This window comes from Streptomyces sp. NPDC048290, from assembly GCF_040652095.1.
In the GTDB taxonomy this organism is placed as follows: Bacteria; Actinomycetota; Actinomycetes; order Streptomycetales; family Streptomycetaceae; genus Streptomyces.
This window is the reverse complement of the sequence record NZ_JBEZLM010000002.1, coordinates 390211-412692: the sequence shown is the minus strand read 5'-3', so window position 1 is coordinate 412692 and position 22482 is coordinate 390211. Positions and strand designations below refer to the sequence as shown.

General features: G+C 74.3%; 8 protein-coding genes. 7 read left to right on the top strand and 1 reads right to left on the bottom strand.

What is annotated here, in order from left to right; genetic code table 11:
• Positions 1 to 249 precede the first annotated feature (249 nt).
• The 7 genes from AB0D49_RS04055 (at position 250) to AB0D49_RS04025 (ending at position 21784) form a co-directional block, all read left to right on the top strand.
• Entirely contained in the window at positions 250 to 11760 is an 11511-nt protein-coding gene (locus AB0D49_RS04055) for an amino acid adenylation domain-containing protein (RefSeq protein WP_362750276.1), read from the top strand.
• Positions 11757 to 13103 carry a hypothetical protein gene (locus AB0D49_RS04050; RefSeq protein ID WP_362750273.1) on the top strand — a complete coding sequence of 449 codons (1347 nt, stop codon included), beginning with the start codon at positions 11757 to 11759 and terminating at the stop codon, positions 13101 to 13103. Before AB0D49_RS04055 ends, AB0D49_RS04050 begins: the two co-directional genes overlap by 4 nt.
• A gap of 64 nt (positions 13104 to 13167) precedes the next feature.
• A complete protein-coding gene (locus tag AB0D49_RS04045; protein ID WP_362750270.1) occupies positions 13168 to 14361 on the top strand; it encodes a serine hydroxymethyltransferase in 1194 nt (397 codons plus the stop codon).
• A gap of 31 nt (positions 14362 to 14392) precedes the next feature.
• Positions 14393 to 15655, top strand: coding sequence for an ATP-grasp domain-containing protein (locus AB0D49_RS04040; protein ID WP_362750267.1), 1263 nt, complete (start codon positions 14393 to 14395; stop codon positions 15653 to 15655).
• Complete coding sequence (locus AB0D49_RS04035; RefSeq protein WP_362750264.1) at positions 15652 to 16920, top strand: MFS transporter; 1269 nt, start codon at positions 15652 to 15654, stop codon at positions 16918 to 16920. Before AB0D49_RS04040 ends, AB0D49_RS04035 begins: the two co-directional genes overlap by 4 nt.
• Positions 16921 to 17114: 194 nt before the next feature.
• On the top strand, positions 17115 to 18461 hold the full coding sequence (locus AB0D49_RS04030; protein WP_362750262.1) for a cation:proton antiporter: 1347 nt from the start codon (positions 17115 to 17117) through the stop codon (positions 18459 to 18461).
• A 122-nt stretch (positions 18462 to 18583) separates the two neighbouring features.
• Positions 18584 to 21784 carry a tetratricopeptide repeat protein gene (locus tag AB0D49_RS04025; RefSeq protein ID WP_362750259.1) on the top strand — a complete coding sequence of 1067 codons (3201 nt, stop codon included), beginning with the start codon at positions 18584 to 18586 and terminating at the stop codon, positions 21782 to 21784.
• 105 nt (positions 21785 to 21889) lie between these two features.
• Here the strand turns inward: AB0D49_RS04025 and AB0D49_RS04020 are convergent, their stop codons facing one another.
• Positions 21890 to 22474 (bottom strand): hypothetical protein, encoded by a 585-nt coding sequence (locus tag AB0D49_RS04020; RefSeq protein ID WP_362750256.1) that lies wholly within the window; start codon positions 22472 to 22474, stop codon positions 21890 to 21892.
• Positions 22475 to 22482 lie beyond the last annotated feature (8 nt).

Here is a 22482-nt window from a genome sequence, read left to right as displayed (position 1 = left end):
CGCCTCCGCGGCCATCTGTCGTCCATTCATGTGACACCGCCCCGCCGAGTAGCCGCAGGTAGTGTCTGCGTCGCCAACAGACCTTTCGAGTTCCCGAGTTCCGCCGGGAAGTGAACGGTCGGCCGGTGGACTTCGAGATGCGCACCAGCGACAACCGGTGTCGGACACGGAACGCGAGCCGATCCTCGCCGCACCCGGATTCGACCGGACTTTCACCGACCAGGTGATCCATCACGGGGAGGCACGGCAATGACTTCGATGAATTGTGTCCTGATCGGTGGGGGGAGCGTCCTCGCCCGTTGTGCCGAGGCGCTGTTGGCGAAAGGGCACCGGGTCGTCGCCGTGGTGACCGCTGACGCCACCGCCCGGTCCTGGGCGGTGAAGGCGGGCGTGGCGCACCATGGACTCGCCGAGGCCGTGGCCCTCGCCCCCCGGCTCTCCTGCGATCTCCTGCTGAGCGCCGGGAACTACGCGGTGGTGCCCGACGCCCTGCTGGCCTGCGCGCGCCGGGCCGCCGTCAACTACCACTACGGTCCGCTGCCCCAGTACTCCGGGCTGCACACCCCGTCCTGGGCCATCGCGGACGGGGCACGGGAGTACGGCATCACCTGGCACCGCATGGACACGGTGGTGGACGGCGGCGCGGTGCTGGGGCGCGTGCCGGTGGCGATCGAACCGGAGGACACGGCGCTGTCGCTGGGCCTGAGGTGCGACGAGGCGGCCGTCGCCAGTGTGGGCGCGCTGATCGACCAGATCGCGGAGGGCCGCGAGACCGCGACCCCGCAGGACCCCGCGACCCGCCGCTACTTCTCCCGGCACACCCAGTTCCCCGCCGAGGGACTCATCGACTGGCACGCACCGGCCGAGCGCGTCGCCGCCCTGGTCCGGGCCACCGACCACGGCCCGTTCGCCAGCCCGCTGGTGTGGCCCAAGGTCGACCTGGGCGGGCACTTCTACGCCGTCCGGGAAGCCGTTCCCCAGGCCGCAGACGCCACCACCGCCGAAGACCCCGCCGCGCCCGGCACGGTCCTCGCCTGCGACGCCGCCTCGGGCCTCCGCGTGGCCACCGGCGCCGGAACCGTCGCGCTGACCCGGCTGTGCACCCTGGAGGGCGAGGAGCGCTCCGCCGACGCGCTCGCGGCAACGCACGGCATCCGCCCCGGCACGGTCCTGGCCGTCCCCGGCGAGGACGCCGCCGCCCGGCTCACCCGGGCCGGCACCGACGCCTCCAAGTCCGCCGCCCGCTGGCGGGCCCAGCTGATCGAGGCCGGTGACCACCCCTACCGCCTGCCGCATCCGCAGCCCGGCCATGGGTCCCCGGCGGCCCCGGTCACCGTGCGCTGCCCCGTCCCCGGGCCCGCGACCGACCGTGACACCGCCGCGTACCTGGCCGGAGCACTGGGCCTCTTCCTGGGCCGGGCGAGCGGCCGGGAGGAGGTCCACCTCGCGATGGCGGCCCCCCGGGAGGGCGTCGACCCCGCGCACCGGGACCTGTTCGCCGCGTGGCTGCCGCTGCCGTGCCGGATCGACGCCGGGGCGACGGTCGCCGAGAACCTGCGGGCGGTGCGCGAGGAGTTCACCCGCGGCCAGGACCGGGGCTGGATACGCCGGGACGCCGTCGGCCGGGACGAGGCGCTGCGGGAGCGCTGGAACCGGGGCGCGCTCACCCCGGACGTCCTGATCTCCTGGGGCCCCCGCGACACGGGAGACGACCGCCCCGGCGACACGGGAGGCGACCGTCCTCGCGACACGGGAGGCGACCGTCCCCGCGGCGCCACCGGCGCACAGGACGCCCACGGTCCACGCCTCGCACTCCACATCGAACCGGCCAGCGGCACGCGGGACGCCCGCGTCACCTTCCACCCCGACCCCGCCCGTCTGGCGGCCCCCGACGTGGCCCGGCTCGCCGACCAGTTCGCCGCCTGGTGCGGCCGGCTCCGCACCGCCGCCGAGCGGCTCCCCGCCGCCGTCGACCTCCTCACCGCGCCCGAACGCGCGGCCCTCGTCGGACAGCACCACACCGACCCGGCGGGCGTCCCCGTACCGGGCCTGCACCGGCTCTTCGAGGCGACCGTCCGCGAGCACGCCGACGCCACCGCCGTGATCTGCGGGGACACCGGCACCCCGTACGCCGAGCTGAACGCCCGCGCCAACCGGCTCGCGCACGCGCTGGTCGGCCGGGGCGTGGGCCGCGGGGACCTGGTGGGCGTGGCGCTGGGCCGCTCGACCGAGCTGGTCGTGGCGCTGCTGGCGGTCCTGAAGACCGGTGCGGCCTATGTGCCCGTCGACCCCGGGTTCCCCGCGGAACGTGTGCACCACATGATCGAGGACGCCGATCCCGTCCTGGTGATCACGTCCGCCGAGGTGCCGCCCGTCCTCGCCGTCTGGGAGAGCCGCTGTGTGAGCGTCCACTTGGGCGACGGGACGGACGCCGACGGGGACCTCGCCGTCGACACGGACCCCGGGGACCTGGCGTACGTCCTGTACACCTCGGGTTCGACGGGGCGGCCCAAGGGCGTCGAGATCACCCACGGGGCGGTGGGCGCCTTCCTGACCGCGATGCGCGGACGGCCCGGCTGCACCGCCGCCGACCGGCTGCTGGCGATCACCACCGTGTCGTTCGACATCTCCGTGCTGGAGCTGTTCCTGCCGCTGGTCTGCGGGGCGACCACGGTGGTCGCCCGGTCCGGGGAGACCGTGGACGCCAGGGCGCTACGGGAGTTGATGGAGCGGCATCGGATCACCCTGATGCAGGGCACGCCCTCCACCTGGCGGCTGCTGCTGGACGGCGGCTGGCGGGGCACGCCCACGCTGACGAAGGTGCTGTGCGGGGGCGAGGCGCTCCCCCGCGACCTGGCGGACCGGCTGCTCGCCGCCGTCGGCGAGGGCTCGGTGTGGAACATGTACGGCCCCACCGAGACGACCGTGTGGTCGACGGCCTGGGAGGTGGCGGCGCGCTCCGAGGAGGACGGCGTCCTCATCGGCACGCCCATCGACGGCACCCAGGTCTATGTGCTCGGCGCGGACCTGGCGCCGGTACCGCCCGGCTTCCCCGGGGAGCTGTGCGTCGGCGGCGCGGGAGTGGCCCGCGGCTATCGCGGCGACCCCGCGCGGACCGGGCACCGCTTCCCGGACAACCCGTTCCACCCCGGCGCCCTCTACCGGACCGGCGACCTGGCCGTCAGCGACGGACCCGGCAGGCTACGGCTGCTGGGGCGCGACGACCGCCAGATCAAACTGCGCGGCCACCGCGTGGAACTGGCCGATGTCGAGGCGGCCGTCACCCGCCATGAGGCGGTCCGGCGTGCCGTGGTGGTCGGCCGGGACGACCGGCTGATCGCCTACTGCGTCCGCGAACCGGCCCCGGCCGCCGACCCGGTCCCGTCCCCGGCGGGCCACGGCACCGCGCTCGCCGAGTGGGCCGCCGCCTGGGACCGCGCCTACGAGGCCGGACCCGGGCCCGGCGCCGACGATCCCGGATTCAACCTGGCGGGCTGGCGCACCAGTTACGACGGGCTGCCCTTCTCCGACGGGGAGATGCGCGACTGGCAGCGGAGTTCCGTCCGGCGCATCCTCTCCCACGCGCCCGAGGACGTCTTCGAGATCGGCTCCGGCAGCGGTCTGATGCTGTTCGGGCTGGCCCCGCACTGCCGCACCTACCACGCCGTGGACGCCTCGGCCGCCGCCGTGGAGACCACCCGGCGGCACCTGGCCGGTCTGCCGCAGGTGCGCTGCGAACAGCGTGCCGCCCACGAACTGCCCGAGGTGGCCGAGGGCGCCTACGACACGGTGGTCATCAACTCCGTGGCCCAGTACTTCCCCGGCGCCGACTATCTGACCTCGGTGCTGGAGTGGGCGACCCGGGCCGTCACCCGGGGCCGGGTGTTCCTCGGCGATGTGCGCGATCTGTCGCTGCTGGACGTCTTCCACGCCGATGTGGCGGACTTCCGCGCGGCCGGGGAGGGCGGCGGGATCTCCGCCGAGGAACTGGCCCGCCGGACCGAGCGCGGGGCACGCGCGGAGCGCGAACTCCTGCTCGGGCACGCCTACTTCGCCGCGCTGCCGACCCGGTTCCCGCAGATCAGCCGCGTCGACATCACCCTGCGGGACGGCCACTACGTCAACGAGATGACGCGCTACCGCTACGACGTCACCCTGCACATCGGCGAGGACGCCCCGCCCGCCGTCCCGGCGGAGGAGCGGGACTGGCCGGTGGACGGCCTGGACCCGGCGGCGCTCGGCGCCGAGTTGGACGCAATCGCCGACCGCCCGCTGCGGCTGAACGGCGTCCCCAACGGCCGGCTGGCCGGGGTCTGCGGCCGGGTCGCCCCGGCGCTGGACTTCCTGGGCGCGCTCACCTCGGCGGTCCCCCCGGCCTGGACCGACCCCGCCGACCTCACCGCGTCGGCCGGTGCGGCGGGCCTGGAAGTGGCCCTGCTGCCCAGCCGCTCCGGCGACCCGTGGCGGTGCGACGCCCTGTTCTGGCGGCCCGGCGTCCGCCCCGACCTCGGCGTCCCGCCCGCCGTGACCGGCCCGCACGCCAACACGCCCGCGGTCGGCGCACCGGACCGGCCCCCGCTGCACCGTCTGCTGCGCCCCTGGCTGGCCGAGCGGCTGCCGGAGTACATGGTCCCCGCGTTCGTGGTGGAACTGGACGCGATCCCGCTCACCCCGAACGGGAAGACCGACGAGAGCGCCCTGCCCGACCCGGTGCGGGAGATCGACGCCGCCGCCCGGCCCGCCACCGAACTGGAGCGGGACATCACCGCCATCTGGGCGGATGTGCTCGGACACGACCGGATCGGCGTGGACGAGAGCTTCTTCGAGATCGGCGGCACCTCGCTGCGGGTCGTCCGGGTGCAGACCCGGCTGGAGGAACTGGTCGGCCGCCCGCTGCCCGCCGCCAAGCTGTTCGAGCACTTCACCGTCCGGACCCTGGCCGCCTACCTGGCCGGTGACACCGCGCCCCGTCCCGAGCCGGTCCCCGCGTCCCCGCGCGCCGACCGGGACGAGCCCATCGCCGTCATCGGCATGGCCTGCCGGCTGCCCGGTGATGTCAGCACGCCGGAGGAGTACTGGGAGCTGCTGGAGCGCGGCGGGGACGGGATCGTCGACATCCCGAAGGACCGCTGGGACGCGGAGGCGCTGTACGACCCCGATCCGGAGACGCCCGGTACCTCGTACTGCCGCCGGGGCGGGTTCGTGCGGTCCATCGACCTGTTCGACGCGCCCTTCTTCGGGATCTCGCCGCGCGAGGCCCGTGCGCTGGACCCCATGCAGCGGATGGTGCTGGAGACCACCTGGGAGGCGTTCGAACGCGCCGGTTACACCCTCGACCAGCTCCGTGGCAGCCGGACCGGGACGTTCATCGGCATCGGCAAGAGTTCGGCGTGGCGCGAGTACGGCCTCACCACGTCCGGCGGGCTGAGCGACCTCGACGGCTATGTGGGCCCGGGGTCCATGGGCGGCACCATGTCCGGGCGGGTGTCGTACATCCTCGGTCTTGAGGGTCCGGCCCTCACCGTGGACACGGCGTGCTCCTCGTCCCTGGTCACCACGCATCTGGCCTGCAACGCGCTGCGGGCGGGCGAGTGCGATCTCGCGGTGTCGGCCGGGGTGAGTCTGCTGCTGACCCCCGAACTGCACGTCGAGTTCAGCCGGTTGCGCGGTATGTCGGTGGACGGCCGCTGCCGGTCGTTCTCCTCCGACACCGACGGCACCGGCTGGAGCGAGGGGTCCGCCACCGTCGTCCTCAAGCGGCTGTCCGACGCCCGGCGCGACGGCGACCCGGTGCTGGCCGTGCTGCGTGGCACCGCCGTCAACCACGACGGCCACAGCGCCAGCCTCACCACACCGAGCGGTCCCGCCCAGCAGCGGGTCGTCCGGGCCGCGCTGGCCGCGTCCGGGCTGCGGCCGGACGACATCGACTACCTGGAGGCGCACGGCACCGGCACCAAGCTGGGCGACCCCATCGAGGGCACCGCCCTCGCGGAGGTCTTCGGCGGCAGCCACCCGCCGCAGGCGCCGCTGTGGGTCGGTTCGGCCAAGTCCAACCTCGGCCACACCCAGGCCGCCGCCGGTCTGGCCGGTCTGCTGAAGGTGGTCCTGGCCCTGCGCCACGCCACCCTGCCCCGGACCCTGCACATCGCCGAGCCCACGCCCGCCGTCGACTGGAAGGGCGCCGGGATGGCGCTGGTCCAGGAGCAGCGCCCCTGGCCGGTGACGGACGTGCCGCGGCGGGCGGGCGTCAGCTCGTTCGGCATCGGCGGCACCAACGCCCATGTGATCGTCGAGGAACCCCCGCGACCGCCAGCGCCGGACGCCGGGGAAGCCGCGTCCCCCGTGCTGCCGCCCGCGCTGCCGTTCCTGGTGTCCGGGCACGACGAGGCCGCCCTGCGCGGCCAGGCCGAGAAGCTGCGCCTGCACCTGGACACCCACCCCGGGGACCCCCTCATCGACGTGGCGCGCTCCCTGGCGACCACCCGCAGCCGCTTCCGGCGCCGCCTCGTACTGTCCGCCACGGACCGGACGGAACTCCAGGCCCAGTTGGCGTCGTTCGCGCGCACCGGGGAGCCGCCCGCGGGCGCGGCGGTCACCGGTGACCCCACCGGGGAACCCCGGCTGGCCCTGCTCTTCACCGGCCAGGGCAGCCAACTCCCCGGCATGGGCCGGGACCTGTACGACGTCCACCCCGTCTTCCGTACGGCGCTGGAGGAGGTCGCCGCCCGCTTCACCGGTCTCGACCGGCCGCTGCTGGACGTGCTGTGGGCGGACCCGGACAGCGCGGACGCGGCGCTGCTGCACCGCACCGACCTCACCCAGCCCGCCCTGTTCGCCCTGGAGGTGGCGCTGTGGCGGCTGTGGGAGAGCTGGGGCGTACGGCCTCGGCTGCTCCTCGGCCACAGCATCGGTGAACTCGCCGCCGCCCATGTGGCGGGCGTCTTCGACCTGGACGACGCCTGCCGGCTGGTCGCGGCCCGGGGCGCGCTGATGCGGGCGCTGCCCGCGCGGGGCGCCATGGTGTCGCTGGAGGCGGGCGGCGAGGAGGCCGAGGCGGCGCTCGACGCCCTCGGGCTGCGCGGGCGGCTGGACATCGCCGCGCTCAACACACCCACGCAGACCGTGCTGTCCGGCGACACCGACGCCGTGGAGGCGGTCGCCGCCCACTTCGCGGAGCGGGGGCGCGGGGTGAAGCGGCTGACGGTGTCCCACGCCTTCCACTCCCACCATATGGACGCCCTGCTCGCCGACTTCCGGGCGGTCGCGGACACCGTCCGCTTCCATCCGCCGCGCGTCCCGGTCGTCAGCGGCCTCACCGGCGAGCCCGCCGCGCCCGGCGAACTGGAGCGGCCCGACTACTGGGTCCGCCAGGTCCGCCACACGGTCCGCTTCGCCGACGGGCTGCGCGCGCTGCGCCACCAGGGCGTGGACACCTTCCTGGAGCTGGGCCCGCAGCCCGTGCTGTCCGCCATGGGCGCGTCCTTCCTGGCCGACGGGGAACCGGTGGCCTTCGTGCCGTCCTGCGCCCCGGGCGAGCACGGCGCCACGGTCGCCGGGCGGAGCCTGGCCGCCCTGCACGTCCGGGGCGTCGCGGTCGACTGGGACGCCTACTTCGCGCCCTTCGGCGGCACCCGGGTCCCCCTGCCGACGTACGCCTTTCAGCGGGAGCGGTTCTGGTTCGAGCCGCCGCGCTCCCCGGCCGCCGCCACGGGCCTGCGCCCCACCGGGCACCCGCTCCTCGGCGGCGGTGTGGAGATCGCCGGTACCGGGCTGTCCCTGTTCACCGGAGTACTGGCGGCGGACCGGCCCGGCTGGGTGGGGGAACACCGGGTGCTGGACAGCGTCCTGCTGCCGGGCACGGCGTTCCTCGAACTCGCCCGGTCGGCGGGGGACGCCCTCGGCGACGGCGCGTGGGACGTGGCGGACATGGTGTTCTCCTGGCCGCTGGTGATCGAGCCCGGCACGCCCGTCCGCACCCAGGTCACCGTGGGCCCCCCGGCCGCCGGTGGCGCCCGCCCGGTCAAGGTGTACAGCGCGTCCGAGGACGCGGAGGGCCCCTGGCAGTTGCACGTCGAGGGCACGCTGACTCCGGCGGTCCCGGTGGGCGCTCCCGGCGAGGGCGCGCTCACGCCCGCCGGGGCGGTCGGCGCCACCGGAGAGGGCTCGCTCACCCTGGCGGGCGCGGTGGGCGCTCCCCCCTCGGGCACGCCGACCCCGGCGGCCCTGGCCGCCGCTTCCGCCTCGGGCGCGGTCACCCCCACGGACCCGGCCGCCGCTCCCGTCGAGGGCGCGCTCACCCCCGCCGGGGCGGTCACCGCCCCCGTCTCCGGCCCGCTGCCTCCCCCGGGCGCCGAACCCCTGGACGTGTCCGCCCTGTACCGCGAGCTGGACTCCGCCGGGTACGGCTTCGGGCCGAGCTTCCGGAGCGTGCGGGAGGCGTGGCGGGCGGAGGGCGCGGTGTGGGCCCGGGTCGCGCTGCCGGAGGGCGAACAGCCGTCCGCCGCCGACTACGCCCTGCATCCGGCGCTGCTGGACTCGGCGATGCAGTCGCTGCTGATGACCCACCGGCTGCGGAACCCGGGCAGCACCGATGTCTTCGTCCCGTTCGAGGCCGAACGCCTCTCGGTACGGGTGACGGGCCGGGCGGAGGTCTGGGTCCGGGTCGCCGCGTTCGAGCAGGCCGACGGCGAGTTCTGGGGCTCGCTCGACCTCTACGACGGCGACGGCGGCCCCGTCGGTCACCTCCACCGCCTCCACGCCCGGCGCATGGACCGGGCGGTGCTGCGGCGGCTGGCCGCGCCGGGCGTGGACCGCTTCCGGTTCGACGTGGACTGGCGTCCGGCGGACATCGCGGACGTCGAACTGGGCGGCTCCTGGGGCCTGCTGACCCCCGCCGGTGACGTGCCGTGGGCGCGGGACGTGAAGACCCTGCTGGCCCGGTCCGGCATCCAGCTGATCAGGGTCGAGGACCTGGCGGACGCCGACGACCTGGACGGCCTGGTCTGCCTGTGGGACACGGACGCGGGCACAGACGCGGACGCGGACGCGGGCACGGAGACGGAGACGGAGACGGAGACAGCAACAGACGTGCCCGGCCAGGCGCACGCGTTCACCGCCCGGGGATTGGAACTGCTTCAGGAGGCGATCGGCGCGGAGTTCCGTGCCCCGCTGGTCTGGGTGACCCGGCGGGCGGTCGGCACCGGCGCCGGGGACCAGGTCTCCGGGCCGGGCGCCGCCCCGCTGTGGGGGCTGCTACGGACCGCCCGCGCCGAACACCCCGAGCTGAGCCTGCGCCTGGTCGACATCGGCGAGGCGGAGGCGGACCGGGTGGCGCTGCCCGCCGCGCTGATGCTGGAGGCCGAACCGGAGTGCGCCGTGCGCGCCGGAGAGGTGCTGGTGCCCCGGCTGCTGCGGGCGGACCAGCAGGAGGCGGCCCCGGCCGGAGAGCCCTTCGTCCGGCCGGACGGCGCGGTGCTGGTCTCCGGCGGCACCGGCGGCCTCGGACGCCGGGTGGCCGGATGGCTGGCGGGCACGCACGGCGTACGCGACCTGGTGCTGGTCTCCCGGCAGGGCGCGGAGAGTCCCGGCGCGCGGGACCTGGTGGCCGAACTGTCCGCGCTGGGCGCCGAGGTCACCGTGGTGGAGGGCGACGTGGCGGACCGCGCCGATGTCGCCCGGGTGATGGCGCTGTTCGGCGAGGAGCGCCCGCTGCGCGGTGTGGTCCACGCGGCGGGGGTGCTGGACGACGGGGTCCTCACCGATCTGACGCCGGAGCGGCTGGACGCGGTGCTGCGGCCCAAGGTGGACGGTCTGTGGCAGCTCCACCGGCAGACCCTGGACGCGGACCTGGACCTCTTCATGATGTTCTCGTCCGTCTCCGGTGTCCTGGGCACGGCGGGGCAGGGCAACTACGCCGCCGCCAACGCCTTCATGGACGCCGTCGCGCACCGGCGCCGCGCCGCGGGCCTCCCGGCCACATCGGTGGCGTACGGCCCCTGGGAGGGCACGGGCATGGCCGCCGGGCTCGGCGCGTCCGAGCAGGCCCGGCTGAGCCGGCTCGGGCTGGACCCGCTGACCCCGGACGAGGGCCTGGAGCTGCTCGAACGCGCCGCGCGCGGCGCTCTCCCGCTGACGGTGGCGGCGGCCCTGGACCTGTCCCGCGCCCAGCTCTCCTTCGCGGACCTGGGCGGCGTACCGCCGCTGTTCCGGGCGCTGCTCGACACGGGCGCCGATCCGGGCTCCGCACCGGGCGGCGGGACGGATCTGCGCAAGCTGCTGGGCGAGACCGCGCCGGAGGACTACCCCGCCGTGGTACTGCGTACGGTCCGCGCGGAGGTGGCGAAGACCCTCGGCTTCACCTCGCCGGAGGCGGTGGGCGTCGATCTGCCGTTGCGGGACATCGGCTTCGACTCGCTGAGCGCGGTCCTGATGCGCAACCAGCTCGCCCGGCTGACCGGGCTCGCCCTGCCCGCGCGGATCGCCTTCGACCACCCCCACCTGATCGCGCTGAGCGACTTCCTGCTGGCGAAACTCCTGGACGTGGGGCTGGACACGGCCTCAGGACCCGCCCCGGCCGCCGAGCCGCCCGGTGCCGCGGTCCCGGACCTGTCCGCCGCCCGCCAGGGCTTCCTGCACCCCGACCTCCGGTTCGACAACGCCGCCACGGCGCCGGACCGCCCGTCGGCGGTCTTCGTCACCGGCGCCACCGGGTTCGTCGGCGCGCATCTGCTGTCCGAGCTGCTCGCCGCCGGGCTGGAAGCCCACTGCCTGGTACGCGCGGACGACCCCCAGCAGGCCATGAAGCGCCTGGTCACCGCCCTGGACGACTACGAGCTGTGGCAGCCGGAGTTCGCCCCGCTGCTGACCCCGGTGGTGGGCGACCTCACCCGGCCGCTGTTCGGTCTGGACGAGGAGCGGTTCGACGCGCTGGCCGACCAGGTGGACGCCGTCTGCCACTCCGCCGCCCTGCTGGACTGGATGCGGCCGTTGGCCGAGTACGTCGGCCCCAACATGGTCGGCACGCACGAGGCGCTGCGGCTGGCGGCCCGTGGTCGTGGCAAGGCGTTCCACTTCATCTCGACGTTCGCCACACTGCCCCGCTACCTGGGACACCCGGTGACCGAGGACGCGCCCGAGTACGGCTACCAGACCTCCAAGTGGCAGGCGGAACTGATGGTGGCCGCCGCCCGCTGGCGGGGCGCCAAGGCGTCGACCTACCGGCTGCCGTACGTGGCGGCGTCGACCCGCACCGGGCGGTTCCGCCTGGACCGGGGCGACTTCCTGCACAACCTCGTCTCCGGCTGCCTCGGCATGGGCGGCTTCCCGGAACTGGCCACCGACCTCAGGGCGGTGCTGCCGGTCGACTATCTGTGCCGCACGGTCGCCGCGGCGATGATCAGCGACCCGGCACGCATCGGCCGGGACCACGACTTCGTCAACTCCGGCGCCCCCGGCTTCGACCGGTTCTTCGAGCTGGCCGGTGGAGCCGCGGGCGGGGCGGAGATCCTGCCGTTCGACGTGTGGCGGCTGCGGGCGCTGGAGTTCGCCGCCGGGCACCCGGCGAGCCCCCTGGCCCGGATCGCCGCCCTGATCGACGGTCTGACCGCGCAGGGCCTGGTGGACATGTTCGCCCCGCTGCCCGTGGGAGACGCCGTCTTCGGCGCGGAGGACTACCCCTCCCCGCCGGTCGACGAGGCATATGTCCGTACCTATGTGCACCGCATCCACACTTCGGACCGAGCGGAGGACACCCCGTCATGAGCGACACACACCAGATCACCGGCGGGACGGTGGACGACGACACCACCGTCACCGGCACCTACCAGAAGACCGGCACCTTCCTGCACAGCTCGGCGGCGGCGCACGCCGAACAGCTCTCCCCGGTGCTGGACAAGTACCAGGCGGACCCGGCGGCGGTCCGGGCGACGCTGCCGCCCGAGCGGAAGCTGAACACCAGCCGCTTCCTGCCCGAGTCGCACCCCACCCATGTCGTCCGGATGAACCTGGACGACGACCTCGCGGACAACCTGGCCCGCCAGCTGCGCTGCCAGGCGGTGATCCAGGAGAGCTTCGCCGCCGCCTCCATCGGCAGCTACTTCCCGGTGTCCACCATGTTCGAGAACTGTGTGCTGTTCGTACCGTCGGCGAAGCGCTTCTACGACCTGAACCAGGACCTCGTCCGCGAGCACTTCCCCGAGGTCGAGACCGCCGTCGTCAACGCCTTCATCGTGCCCGCCGAGAAACGCCCGTACGGCACGCACGCGGCCAGCTCGATCGCCCTCCAGATCCCGTCGCTGGTGCGCAAGCAGCTCGGTTTCCCCACCGAGTACCGCAGCTTCCACACCGCGCTGACCCCGACACCGCTGACCCGCCAGCCGTTCGTGATCTTCGAGGAGGCGGACCTGGAGGCGCCGAACCTCCCGTACGTCTACACGAAGATGCTGGAGCACGGCCTTGAGGGGGAGCGGAAGGACGCCGTCGACAAGGCGCTGTACCTGTTCCAGGAAGGGCTGCTGTCCGAGATCGACCTGCCGTCGGTGCGGGACTACCTGATGGCGATGTACTGGGCGGTCACCTACGCCGACCGGCCGCCGTCGCCCGGCTACTACTGCGACAGCCGGGTGGGGGACGCCCTGGTCTTCGACAACTACCGAGTGCACGCGGACAGCACACTGCCCCGGACGACGAAGGACCGCCTCACCATCGATCTGCGCTGCTTCAACAAGGTGCTCTACCCGAAGGGCATGACCAGCGGTCTGGACTTCATCGTCGACCCCGCCGAGCGCGCCCACCACGTCCGGCGCAAGTGGGCGTCCATCGAGTTCCTCCTCGCCACGCTCGGCTACGAGAGCGTCGACGACTTCCTTCGCCTGGTGTTCGGCTCCGCCCGCACCGCCGCGGACATCGATCCATTCGGCCTGATGACCGACCTCCAGTTCGGCATCTACAACAAGTCGGACTACCACCTGCTGGACCAGAACCTGGACGCCCACTACGAGCGGGTCGAGGCCCTGTACGACGCCATCGAGAAGGAGGGCGAGTACGTCCTGCCGGAACGGGCCAGGCAGTGCCTGGCGGCGCTGAGCGAACAGCCGGGCCGGTGAACGCCCCCTGCTCCCCCTGCTTTCCCCTCTTTCCCCTTCTTCCACGGTCGACGAGAGGCCCGCTGTGACCCCTGAAGACATCGTCAGCCGCTTCGGCGGTGCGAGCCCCACCCTCAATCTCTATCCGATCGAGAACCGGATGAGCGACGGAGCCCGGTCCCTGCTCGCCTCCGACCTGGTCTCCCGCTACCCGGGCATGAGCGGCCCCGGCTATCTGTACGGGGACCCCTCCGGCGTGGGCGAGCTGTACGAGGAATGCGCCCGCGTCGCCCGGGAGTACTTCCAGGTCGACCACGCCCTGGTGCACTTCCTGTCCGGGCTGCACGCCATGCAGAGCATGATCTCCACCCTGAGTCTGCCGGGCGAGCGGATCGTGTCGCTGGGCCCGGACGCGGGCGGCCACTACGCCACCGAGCAGATCTGCCGGGACTTCGGCCATGACGTCGGCACGCTGCCGTTCGACACCGTGGATCTGCGCCTCGACATGGACCGGCTGGCGGAACAGCACCGCACGTCCCCGTCCCGCTTCTACTACCTGGACCTCTCCACGGCGCTGCGCGTCCCCGACATGGCGCGGATGCGCGAGGCGGTCGGCGACGACGCGCTCATCTGCTTCGACGCCTCGCACGTGCTGGGGCTGCTGCCGGTGATCTACGACCTCCCCGACTTCTGGCGCCACATCAGCCTGTGCACGGCCAGCACCCACAAGACGCTCCCGGGTCCGCAGAAGGCGGTCATGCTGACCAGCGACGACCGGGTCGCCGGGCGGATGGCCGAGCATCTGAAGTTCCGGGTCTCCAGCGCGCACAGCAACAGCGTCGGGGCGCTGGCGGTCACCCTGGGCGAGCTGATGGACAGCCGCAAGGCGTACGCCCGTTCGGTGATCGCCAACGCGCGGAAGCTGGCGGAGCTGCTGAGCGAGCGCGGCCAGCGGGTGCTGGGCGAGCACTTCGGGTTCACCGAGACCCATCAGGTGTGGGTGCTGCCACCGCGCAACACGTCCGACGCGGTGGCCTGGGGCGCCCGGCTCCAGCAGTGCGGGATACGCGCGGCGGTCGTCCACCTCCCCGGGCAGGGCACGTCCGGGCTGCGGCTGGGCACGCAGGAACTGACCCGGATGGGCATGGACCTGGACGCCATGGGGGAGGTGGTGGATCTGATCTGCCGTGCGCTGGAGGGCGGGCATCCGGAGACCCTCGCCAAGGAGGTCGCCGAGCTGACGGCCCGCTACCCGACCGTCCGGACCACGTTCGCCTGACCCCGAGCAGCCCCGAGGAAGGACAGCGCACGTGACCAGCCAGCCCGCCCGCGGCCAGGTGTTCCTGGTCGTGGGGATCGGAAGTCACAAGGGCCGCGACAACCGGCCCTACCGGGAATACCTGCTCCGGGCGGCGGCGGACCGTCATCCGGTCTGGCTGTTCGAGGAGGACGAGCCCACCTGGCAGTCCGACTACGCGGTCGGACACACCGTGGTGGACCTCTTCGACACCGACGCCATGATCCGGGCGGCGGGGGAGCTGGCCGGACGGCACGGGATCGTCGGGGTGCTCTGCCCCGACGAGGCGGTACTGCGGCACTACGCGGCGATCGTGGACCACCTCGGCCTGCCGGGGCTCACGGTCGCCGCGGCGGCCAACTGCCGCGACAAGATGACCACCCGGCGGCTCCTGACGGCGGCGGGCATCGCGCAGCCGGGGTTCACGACGGCCCGCACCGCGCGGGAGGCGCACGAGGCGGCCCGGAAGCTGGGCTATCCGGTGGTCGTCAAGCCCCGCACGCTGGGCGCGAGTTACGGCGTGGTCGCCGTGCACCGCCCCGAGGAGATGACCGGGGCGTTCACCGTGTCGACCAGCGCGGGCTACCCGGGCGTCCCGGTGCCGGAGGACCACCTCGTGGAGGAGTTCCTCACCGGTCCGGAGATCAGCGTCGACGGCACCGTCTTCGACGGCCGGTACACGCCGATGTTCGTGGCGCACAAGCGGGTGGCGGACGCGCCGTACTTCGTGGAGGTGGGGCACACCGTCACCGGCGACGACCCGCTGCTGCGGGACGCGTCCCTGGTCGGGATGGTCGAGGACGCCCACCGGGTCCTCGGCATCACCCACGCGACGACCCACACCGAGGTCAAGCTCACGCCGCGGGGCCCGGTGATCGTGGAGATCAACGGGCGTCCGGGCGGGGACCTCATCCCGCGCCTCGGCGAGCTGGCGACCGGCATCGACGTGGGCGCGGCCTCGGTCGACGCCCTCGTCGGCCGGGCGCCGTCGATCGTCGCCACCCGCTCGAAGACGGTGAGCATCCGCTTCCTGCGCCCCGAACGGGACCTGATCCTGCGGTCGGTGGACCTGACCCGGACCGTCGCCCTGCCGGGCGTCGTGGAGGCGGGCCCCGCCGCCTACCCCGGGGCCGTCCTGCGCTGTCCCCCCGGCGACTACCAGGCGCGCTACGCGTACATCATCGTGGAGGGCGCGGACGAGAAGGAGTGCGCGGAGCTGCTGGACCGGGCCGAGCGGACCGTGGAGCTGGACTTCGAGCCGCTGGACGACGCATGAGCGAAGGACCGGCGGCCGGTGAGCGGCGCTACCGCACCGTCAAGGGCGTCCCCACCCCGATCCTGATCATCGCGGTCAGCGCCTTCCTCAACCGGGTCGGCGGCTTCTTCGCCATCTTCCTGGCGCTGATCCTCGCCTCCCGGGGCTTCGACCCCGGTCAGATCACGATGGCGCTGGCCGTCGTCGCCGGGGCGGGCATGGTGGGGGCGGGCGTGTCGGGCTGGAGCGCCGACCGCATGGGGCCGCGCTGGACGCTGGTGCTGTGCACCCTGGCGACCGGAGTGCTGTCCCTGGCGCTGATGGGGCTGACCGGGTTCACCGCGTCGGTGATCCTCGCGGCGCTGCTGTCGATGGCGGTCCAGGGCTTCTCGCCGGTGGCGCAGGCGGTCATCAGCGTGACGGCTCCCCCGGAGCGGCGGCTCACGATGTTCGCCGGGTTCCGGACCACGTTCAATCTGGGGGCGGCGCTCGGCGGGCTGATCGGCGGACTGTGGGCCGAGTCGCACATGGACACCCTGCTGCTGGGCAACGCCGTCGCGGCGTTCGCCTCGACCCTGGTGCTGCTGGCGCTGCCGTCCGGGCTGCGGGAACGGCCCGCCCCGGCAGAGAAGGACACGGCAGGGAAGGACCCGGCCGGGCGGCCGGAGAAGCGCTCCCTGACCGGCGACCCCGGCTATATGGCGTTCTGTGTCCTCATCGGCCTCACGGCGATGGTGTACGCCATGCACCTGGGCCCGCTGCCCCTCGCCGTCACCGACGCGGGATTCGGGGCGGGCACGTACGGCGCCATGCTCACCGCGAACGCGGTCATCGTGCTGTGCTGCGAGGTCCCGGTGTCGGTGGTGATCCGGCGGCTGCCCCCGCAGGCGGTGGCCGCTGCGGGGGCCGCCTGTGTGATCGGCGGCATGGCGATCCTGGCCCTCGGCATCGCCTGGCCCGTCGTCATCGCCTCCGTCGTGCTGTGGACGGCGGGGGAGATCCTGGTGACCCCCACCGCCGCCGAGATCGCGGCGCGGGCGGCGCCCCGGGGCGCGGTGGCGAGGTACCAGTCGTTCCTGGTGTTCTGGCAGACCACCGGCATGTCGGTCGGCCCGGCGCTCGGCGTCTTCCTCTACGGCGTCCACGGCGACCTGCCCTGGTGGCTGGCCGGTGGAGCCGGGGCCGGTGTCGCGGCGGGCCTCTACGTCGTTGTCCGTGCGCGGCTGTCCCGTCCGGACCCGGCGGCGTCCGCCGCGGACACGGGGGACGGCACGCGCGTGGCGTGACCTCCGTACACCGGACCGGACCGCGCGCCGCGTGACCCGTGCCGCCGGTCCGGACCGCGCGTCGTGCGACCCACGCCGCCGGACCGGGACGCGTACCTCCGCCACACCCCGGCGCCGTACGCCTCCACCCCACGCCTCCACCCCACACCTCCGCCGCACCCCGACGCCGTACCGTCCGTCAGGAGACGCCCCCCGTGCACCTCTCAGCCCCGCCGATCCCCCCGCTGCCCGCCCACCAACTGTTCGTGTTCCTGCTCCAGGCCGGGCTGCTCGTCCTGCTCGCCGTGGTGTGCGGGCGCCTCGCCGTACGGCTCCGGATGCCCGCCGTGGCCGGGGAGCTGTGCGTCGGCATCCTGCTCGGGCCGACCGTGCTGGGCAGCGCCTTACCGGCCGCCTCGGAGTGGCTGCTGCCCCGGGACGCCGGACAGTTCCATCTGCTCGACGCGGTCGGCCAGATCGGCGTACTGCTGCTGGTCGGCATCACCGGCATGGAGATGGACATGGCGCTGGTGCGCCGCCGTGGCACCACCGCGCTCGGCGTCGGCATCGGGGGCCTGGTCCTGCCGTTCGGTCTCGGCTTCGCCGTGGGCTGGGCGGCGCCCGAGAGCCTGCGCCCCGACGGCGCCGACCCCCTCGTCTTCGCGCTGTTCGTCGGTGTCGCGCTGTCCGTGAGCGCGCTGCCGGTCATCGCGAAGATCCTCACCGATATGCAGCTCGTCCACCGGGACGTCGGCCAGCTCACCCTGGCCGCGGGCATGTTGGACGACGTGGTCGGCTGGATCCTGCTGTCGGTGGTGTCGGCGATGGCCGTCGGCGGGGCGGGCGGGGCCGGTCTCGTCCTGCCGCTGCTCGCCACGGCGCTGGTGCTGGCGGTCACCTTCGGGGTGCTCAGGCCCCTGGTGAACCGGGTGATGAAGGCGGCCGAACACACCACCGACACCGCGTCCGTGGTGGGCGCGGCGACCGCCTTCGTCCTGCTGTCCGCCGCCGCCACCCACGCGCTGGGCCTGGAGGCCATGTTCGGCGCCTTCCTGGCGGGAATGCTCATCAGCTCGGGCCCGCGGGCCCTGCGCGCCCGACTCGCGCCCCTGCGCACGGTCGTCCTCGCGGTGTTCGCGCCGCTGTTCTTCGCCACCGCCGGGCTGCGCCTGGAGCTGGACGCCCTCGCCGACCCCACGACGCTCGCTGCCGGTGTCGTCCTGCTGCTGGTCGCCGTCGTCGGCAAGGTGGCCGGGGTCTTCGCGGGCGCCAGGGCGGTCGGCGTCGGCACCTGGGAGTCGGTGGCCCTCGGCGGGGCGCTCAACGCCCGCGGTGTCATCCAGTTGGTCATCGCCGCCGCGGGACTGCGGATCGGGGTGCTGAACGCCACGTCGTACACGATCGTCGTGCTGGTCGCCATCGTGACCTCGCTGATGGCGCCGCCCGTGCTGCGCTGGAGTATGCGCCGGGTCGAGCACACCGCCGAGGAGGAACTGCGGTTGCGCGACCGGTCGGTGCTCGACTGGAAACCGGCCGGCCAGTCCCCGGACGCCCACGTCTGACGGCCACGGCGACGGCACAGCCTCGCCACAGACGTGCGGAAGACCGACCGCCCCCTCGCCCCCGTGCGCCGTCCGCAGCACACTTGACCGACGAAGCGGTTGCTGCCGGAGGGGGACGGAAGATGCGGGACAGTCATCGGGCCGACGCCGAAAGGCTGTTGGCACGGGCTGTGGAGGAGGAGGTACGGCGCTCGGGGGGCCGTACGGACGCGAAGGTGCTGATGTCGCGGGCGCGGGGAGCGCTGGACGCGATGGCGCGGACCGCCGCCGAGGAGTACACGGCGTACACCCGGGCGCTGGACGAGTCCGAGGCCGGCCGGCTGACGTTCGCCCAGCGCTACGCGCGCGACGGCGGCGGGACGCCGCTGCTGGTGGCGGGGGTGGGCGCGGTCGCCGCGGTGGTGGCCGACCTGGCGCTGGGCACCGGTACGGGCACGGCGGTCGGGGCGGGCGTGGCCGTCGGCGTGGCGGGGGCGGCGGCCACGGTGGTGAAGGTGGCGGGCACCCATCTGCCGGCCGCGCACCACCGGGCCGGGGCGGTCGGCCAGCCGGGCGGCCCGGAGCAGCTCCGGCTGCAATGGCTGACCGCGCTCGAAGTCCGGGGCATCCGGCCGTTCCTGGACCAGCAGCGGGTGCTCGCCGCGTCCACCGGACCGACGAAACCCGGGCCCAAGCTGTTCGGCGCGGACAAGAGCGGCGCGGCGCGCGGCCGGAGCGTGCTGGAGCAGTCGTTCGGTCAGCTCCCGGCCCCGTCGGGGCCGTTCGCCGGGCGGCGGCCGGAGCTGGCCCGTATCCGGCAGTGGGTGCAGGCGGGCCGGGCCAGCACCACGACCCGGCCGACGGTGGTGGTGCTGCACGGCCCGCCGGGCAGCGGCCGTACGACGCTGGCGGTGCGGGCGGCGCTGGACCTCAGGGACCAGTTCCGCGGCGCCTGTGTGGTCGATCTGCGCGGCGACAGCGCCGACGAGCCGCCGCTGTCCACCCGGGACGCCCTGCTGCATCTGCTGAACCGGCTGGGCGCCCCGCGTGAGCAACTGCTGTTCCGTGAGCGGTCGTCCGCCGACCAGCAGGTCAAACGGCTGAGCGAGCTGTACCACCAGCATCTGACCGGCGTCCCGGTGACCGTCGTCCTGGACGACGCCTCGGACCTGGCGCAGATCCGCACCCTGGTCCCGGAGCGCTCGGACAGCCTGGTCCTGGTCACCGCCCGCGACCCGCTCGCCCTGCCGCCCGACCTCCCGGCGTCGGTCCACCACCTCCCGGTACCGCCGCTGGACGCGGCGGGCGCGGAGGACGTCCTCGGCGCGGTCGCCGAGGACACCACGGGACCGTACGACGCCGAGTCCGGCGACCGGATCACCGAGCTGTGCGGCGGGCTGCCGCTGGCCCTGCGGATCGCCGGTTCCTCGCTCGGCCCGCGCTCCCCCCGGCAACTCGCCGCCGACCTGGGCGCGTACGGGCCCGTCGACCCGGTGGAGCGGGCCCTGTGGCTGCGCTACACCGACCAGTCCGACCCGGCCCGGCGGCTGCTGCGCCGCCTCGCGCTCGCCGGACGCGCCTCGCTCGGCACGGCAGCCGCGGCCTCGCTGCTGGCCACCGACCAGGCGGAGGCGGGCCGCCAGCTGACCGCGCTGGCCCGCGCGGGCCTGATCGACCAGGTGCGCGGCGACCGCTACCGGCTGCACGACCTGGTGCGGGCCTTCGCCCACGCCCGGCTGCTGGACGAGGAGGAGGCGGCCGAACGGACCGCCGCGCAGGAGCGGCTGATCGTCAACTACGCCGAACTCGCCGACTCCGTCCTGCGGCTGGTCGACGGCAACATGTCGACCCGCTCGGACCGGTTCGGCCCGCACGGCTTCACCTCGCTGGACGAGGCGCTGCGCTGGCTGGACGACGAGTCGAGCTTCATCACGGCGACCCTGCGCCATGCCGAGGGCGTCGACCAGGGCGCGGTGCTGAACCTGCTGGGCGCGCTGTGCGACTACTGCCTACTGCGCGGCGACCTGTACCGGCTGGGGGAGATCAGCGAGCTGGCGCAGGCGGTGGACCAGGGGCTGCTGATCCGTTCGGTGCAGTGGCGCACCGGCATCGCGGCCCGCCAGCTCGGCGAGCTGGACAAGGCCCGCACGACCCTCACCTCCGTCGTGGACCTCTATATGGAGGCGCATCACGACGCGGGCGCGGCCCGTGCCCTGTGTTCGCTCGGCATCACCCTGCACCACCAGGGCAATCTGGTGGAGGCGGCGGCCAAGCTGCGCGAGGCGCTCGACCTCCAGGCGGCCCCGCAGCTGGCCACCGACCGGGCGTGGACGATGCACGCGCTGGCCGCCGTCGAACGCGACCGCGCCCATCTCGCCGAGGCCCTCGACCTGCTCACCGGCTCCCTCGCCCTGCACCGCGCGGGCGAGTCGGTGCACGGCGAGGCATGGGCGCACTTCCAGCTGGGCCAGTTGTACGTCCGGCTCGGCGACACGGCCCGCGCCGAGTCGGCCCTGCACTCGGCCCTGGACCTCTACGACCGCACCCGCGACCCGCGCGGCACGGCCTGGGCGCTGACCCAGCTGGCCCGCGCCCACCTGGTCGCCGGTGACGCCTCCCCCGCGGTGCACGAACTGCGCGCGGCGGCGGCCCGGCACCGGGAGAACGAGGACGCCCGCGGCGAGGCGTGGACCCTGTACTACCTCGGCCAGGCCCTGGAGGAGAGCGGCGACCGCGAACAGGCGGTCCGCGACCTGGAGCGCTCCCGCACGATGTTCTCCCGGATGCGGGACGTGTACGGGCTGGCCTGCGCCCGCCACCACTCGGCCCGGGTGACCCGCGACCAGCGGGCGGCGCAGACCGGCTCCCTGCGCAACTCCGGTTTCGCCCGGCAGCTCCTGGTGGACGCCCGCGCCGACTTCCAGCGGATCGGCGTCGCCCATGGCGAGGCGTGGACCTGTCTGGAACTGGCGGTGGTGGACGCGGGCAACGCGAAGACCCCGCAGGCGCTCGCGCTGTGCGAGGAGGCGGCGGCACTGTTCGCCTCGTACGGCGACCGCCGGGGCGAGGACTGGGCCCGCTTCCTGCGCTGCACGCTGCTGCCGTACGCGGCGCCGGGCGGGGTCGAGGTCGGTACGGCGGTGGCCCAGGAGGAGCTGGCCCAGCTGTCCCGCTCCCCGCACGCCTCCCGCGACCCCAAGCTCACCGAGTACGCGGAGACGTACCAGCTGTTCCTGGAGCGCGGGATCAGTCTGGAGGCGGGCTGGCAGGCATGGCGCCTGGGCATGGTCCCGAGCCGCCACGCCCGGGAGGTCATGGGGGTGGGGGTACAGGTGGGGTCGTGACGTCAGGAGGCGTCGGGGTCGTGAGGCCGGGGCGCCGGGGTCGGGGCGCGAGGCCGGGGCGCCGGGGTCGGGCTCAAAAGGCCGGGCTCCCGGCGTCCGGTGTGATCAGACGGCGTCGGGACGGTCCTCCTCCGGCGCCCGCGTCCCCTCTCCGTACGCCGACCGGGCCCGCACCAGGGCCCGCCCCGTCTCCCCGCTGGCGTTGACCCGCCCCAGAGCGACACCGCCGGGCCCGGCGAGATGGAGCCACTCCGCGCGGTAGCGGTTACCGCCCTGACCGTACGTCCCGGACTCGGTGCGCTCGGTGACCACCAGCTGGGACCAGGGCACGGCGTGGGCGGGGTCGGCGCCACGGACGAGAACGGCCCCGCCCTCGAAGACGTACAGCCAGGTCCCCCGGTGGGTGAGACGGCTCTCCGCCCAGGGACCGAGGAACGGCACGGCGATCGCGACGAACAGCAGACCGGCGGCGACGGCCTGGACGGTCGTGCCGTAGGGCCCGAGCAGCAGACCGACGCCCGCCAGACCGCAGGGCAGGGCGACCAGCGCGGACACACAGCCCAGCCCGCCGGTGCCGCCGGCCAGCCGCTGGGACGGTCCGGCGGGCTCGCCCAGCGCGTGCGCCGCCGCGGCCTCCAGCGCCCGGCGCCGGGCGTCCTCGGCCGCCGTGTCCGCTCGTGTGCCCCACATCCGTGCCG

What these genes read in the sequence shown, in the direction of transcription:
- AB0D49_RS04020 (WP_362750256.1), bottom strand. Translation starts at nt 22,474, where the DNA reads ATGTGGGGCACACGAGCGGACACGGCGGCCGAGGACGCCCGGCGCCGG.
- AB0D49_RS04055 (WP_362750276.1), top strand. Translation starts at nt 250, where the DNA reads ATGACTTCGATGAATTGTGTCCTGATCGGTGGGGGGAGCGTCCTCGCC.
- AB0D49_RS04050 (WP_362750273.1), top strand. Translation starts at nt 11,757, where the DNA reads ATGAGCGACACACACCAGATCACCGGCGGGACGGTGGACGACGACACC.
- AB0D49_RS04025 (WP_362750259.1), top strand. Translation starts at nt 18,584, where the DNA reads ATGCGGGACAGTCATCGGGCCGACGCCGAAAGGCTGTTGGCACGGGCT.
- AB0D49_RS04035 (WP_362750264.1), top strand. Translation starts at nt 15,652, where the DNA reads ATGAGCGAAGGACCGGCGGCCGGTGAGCGGCGCTACCGCACCGTCAAG.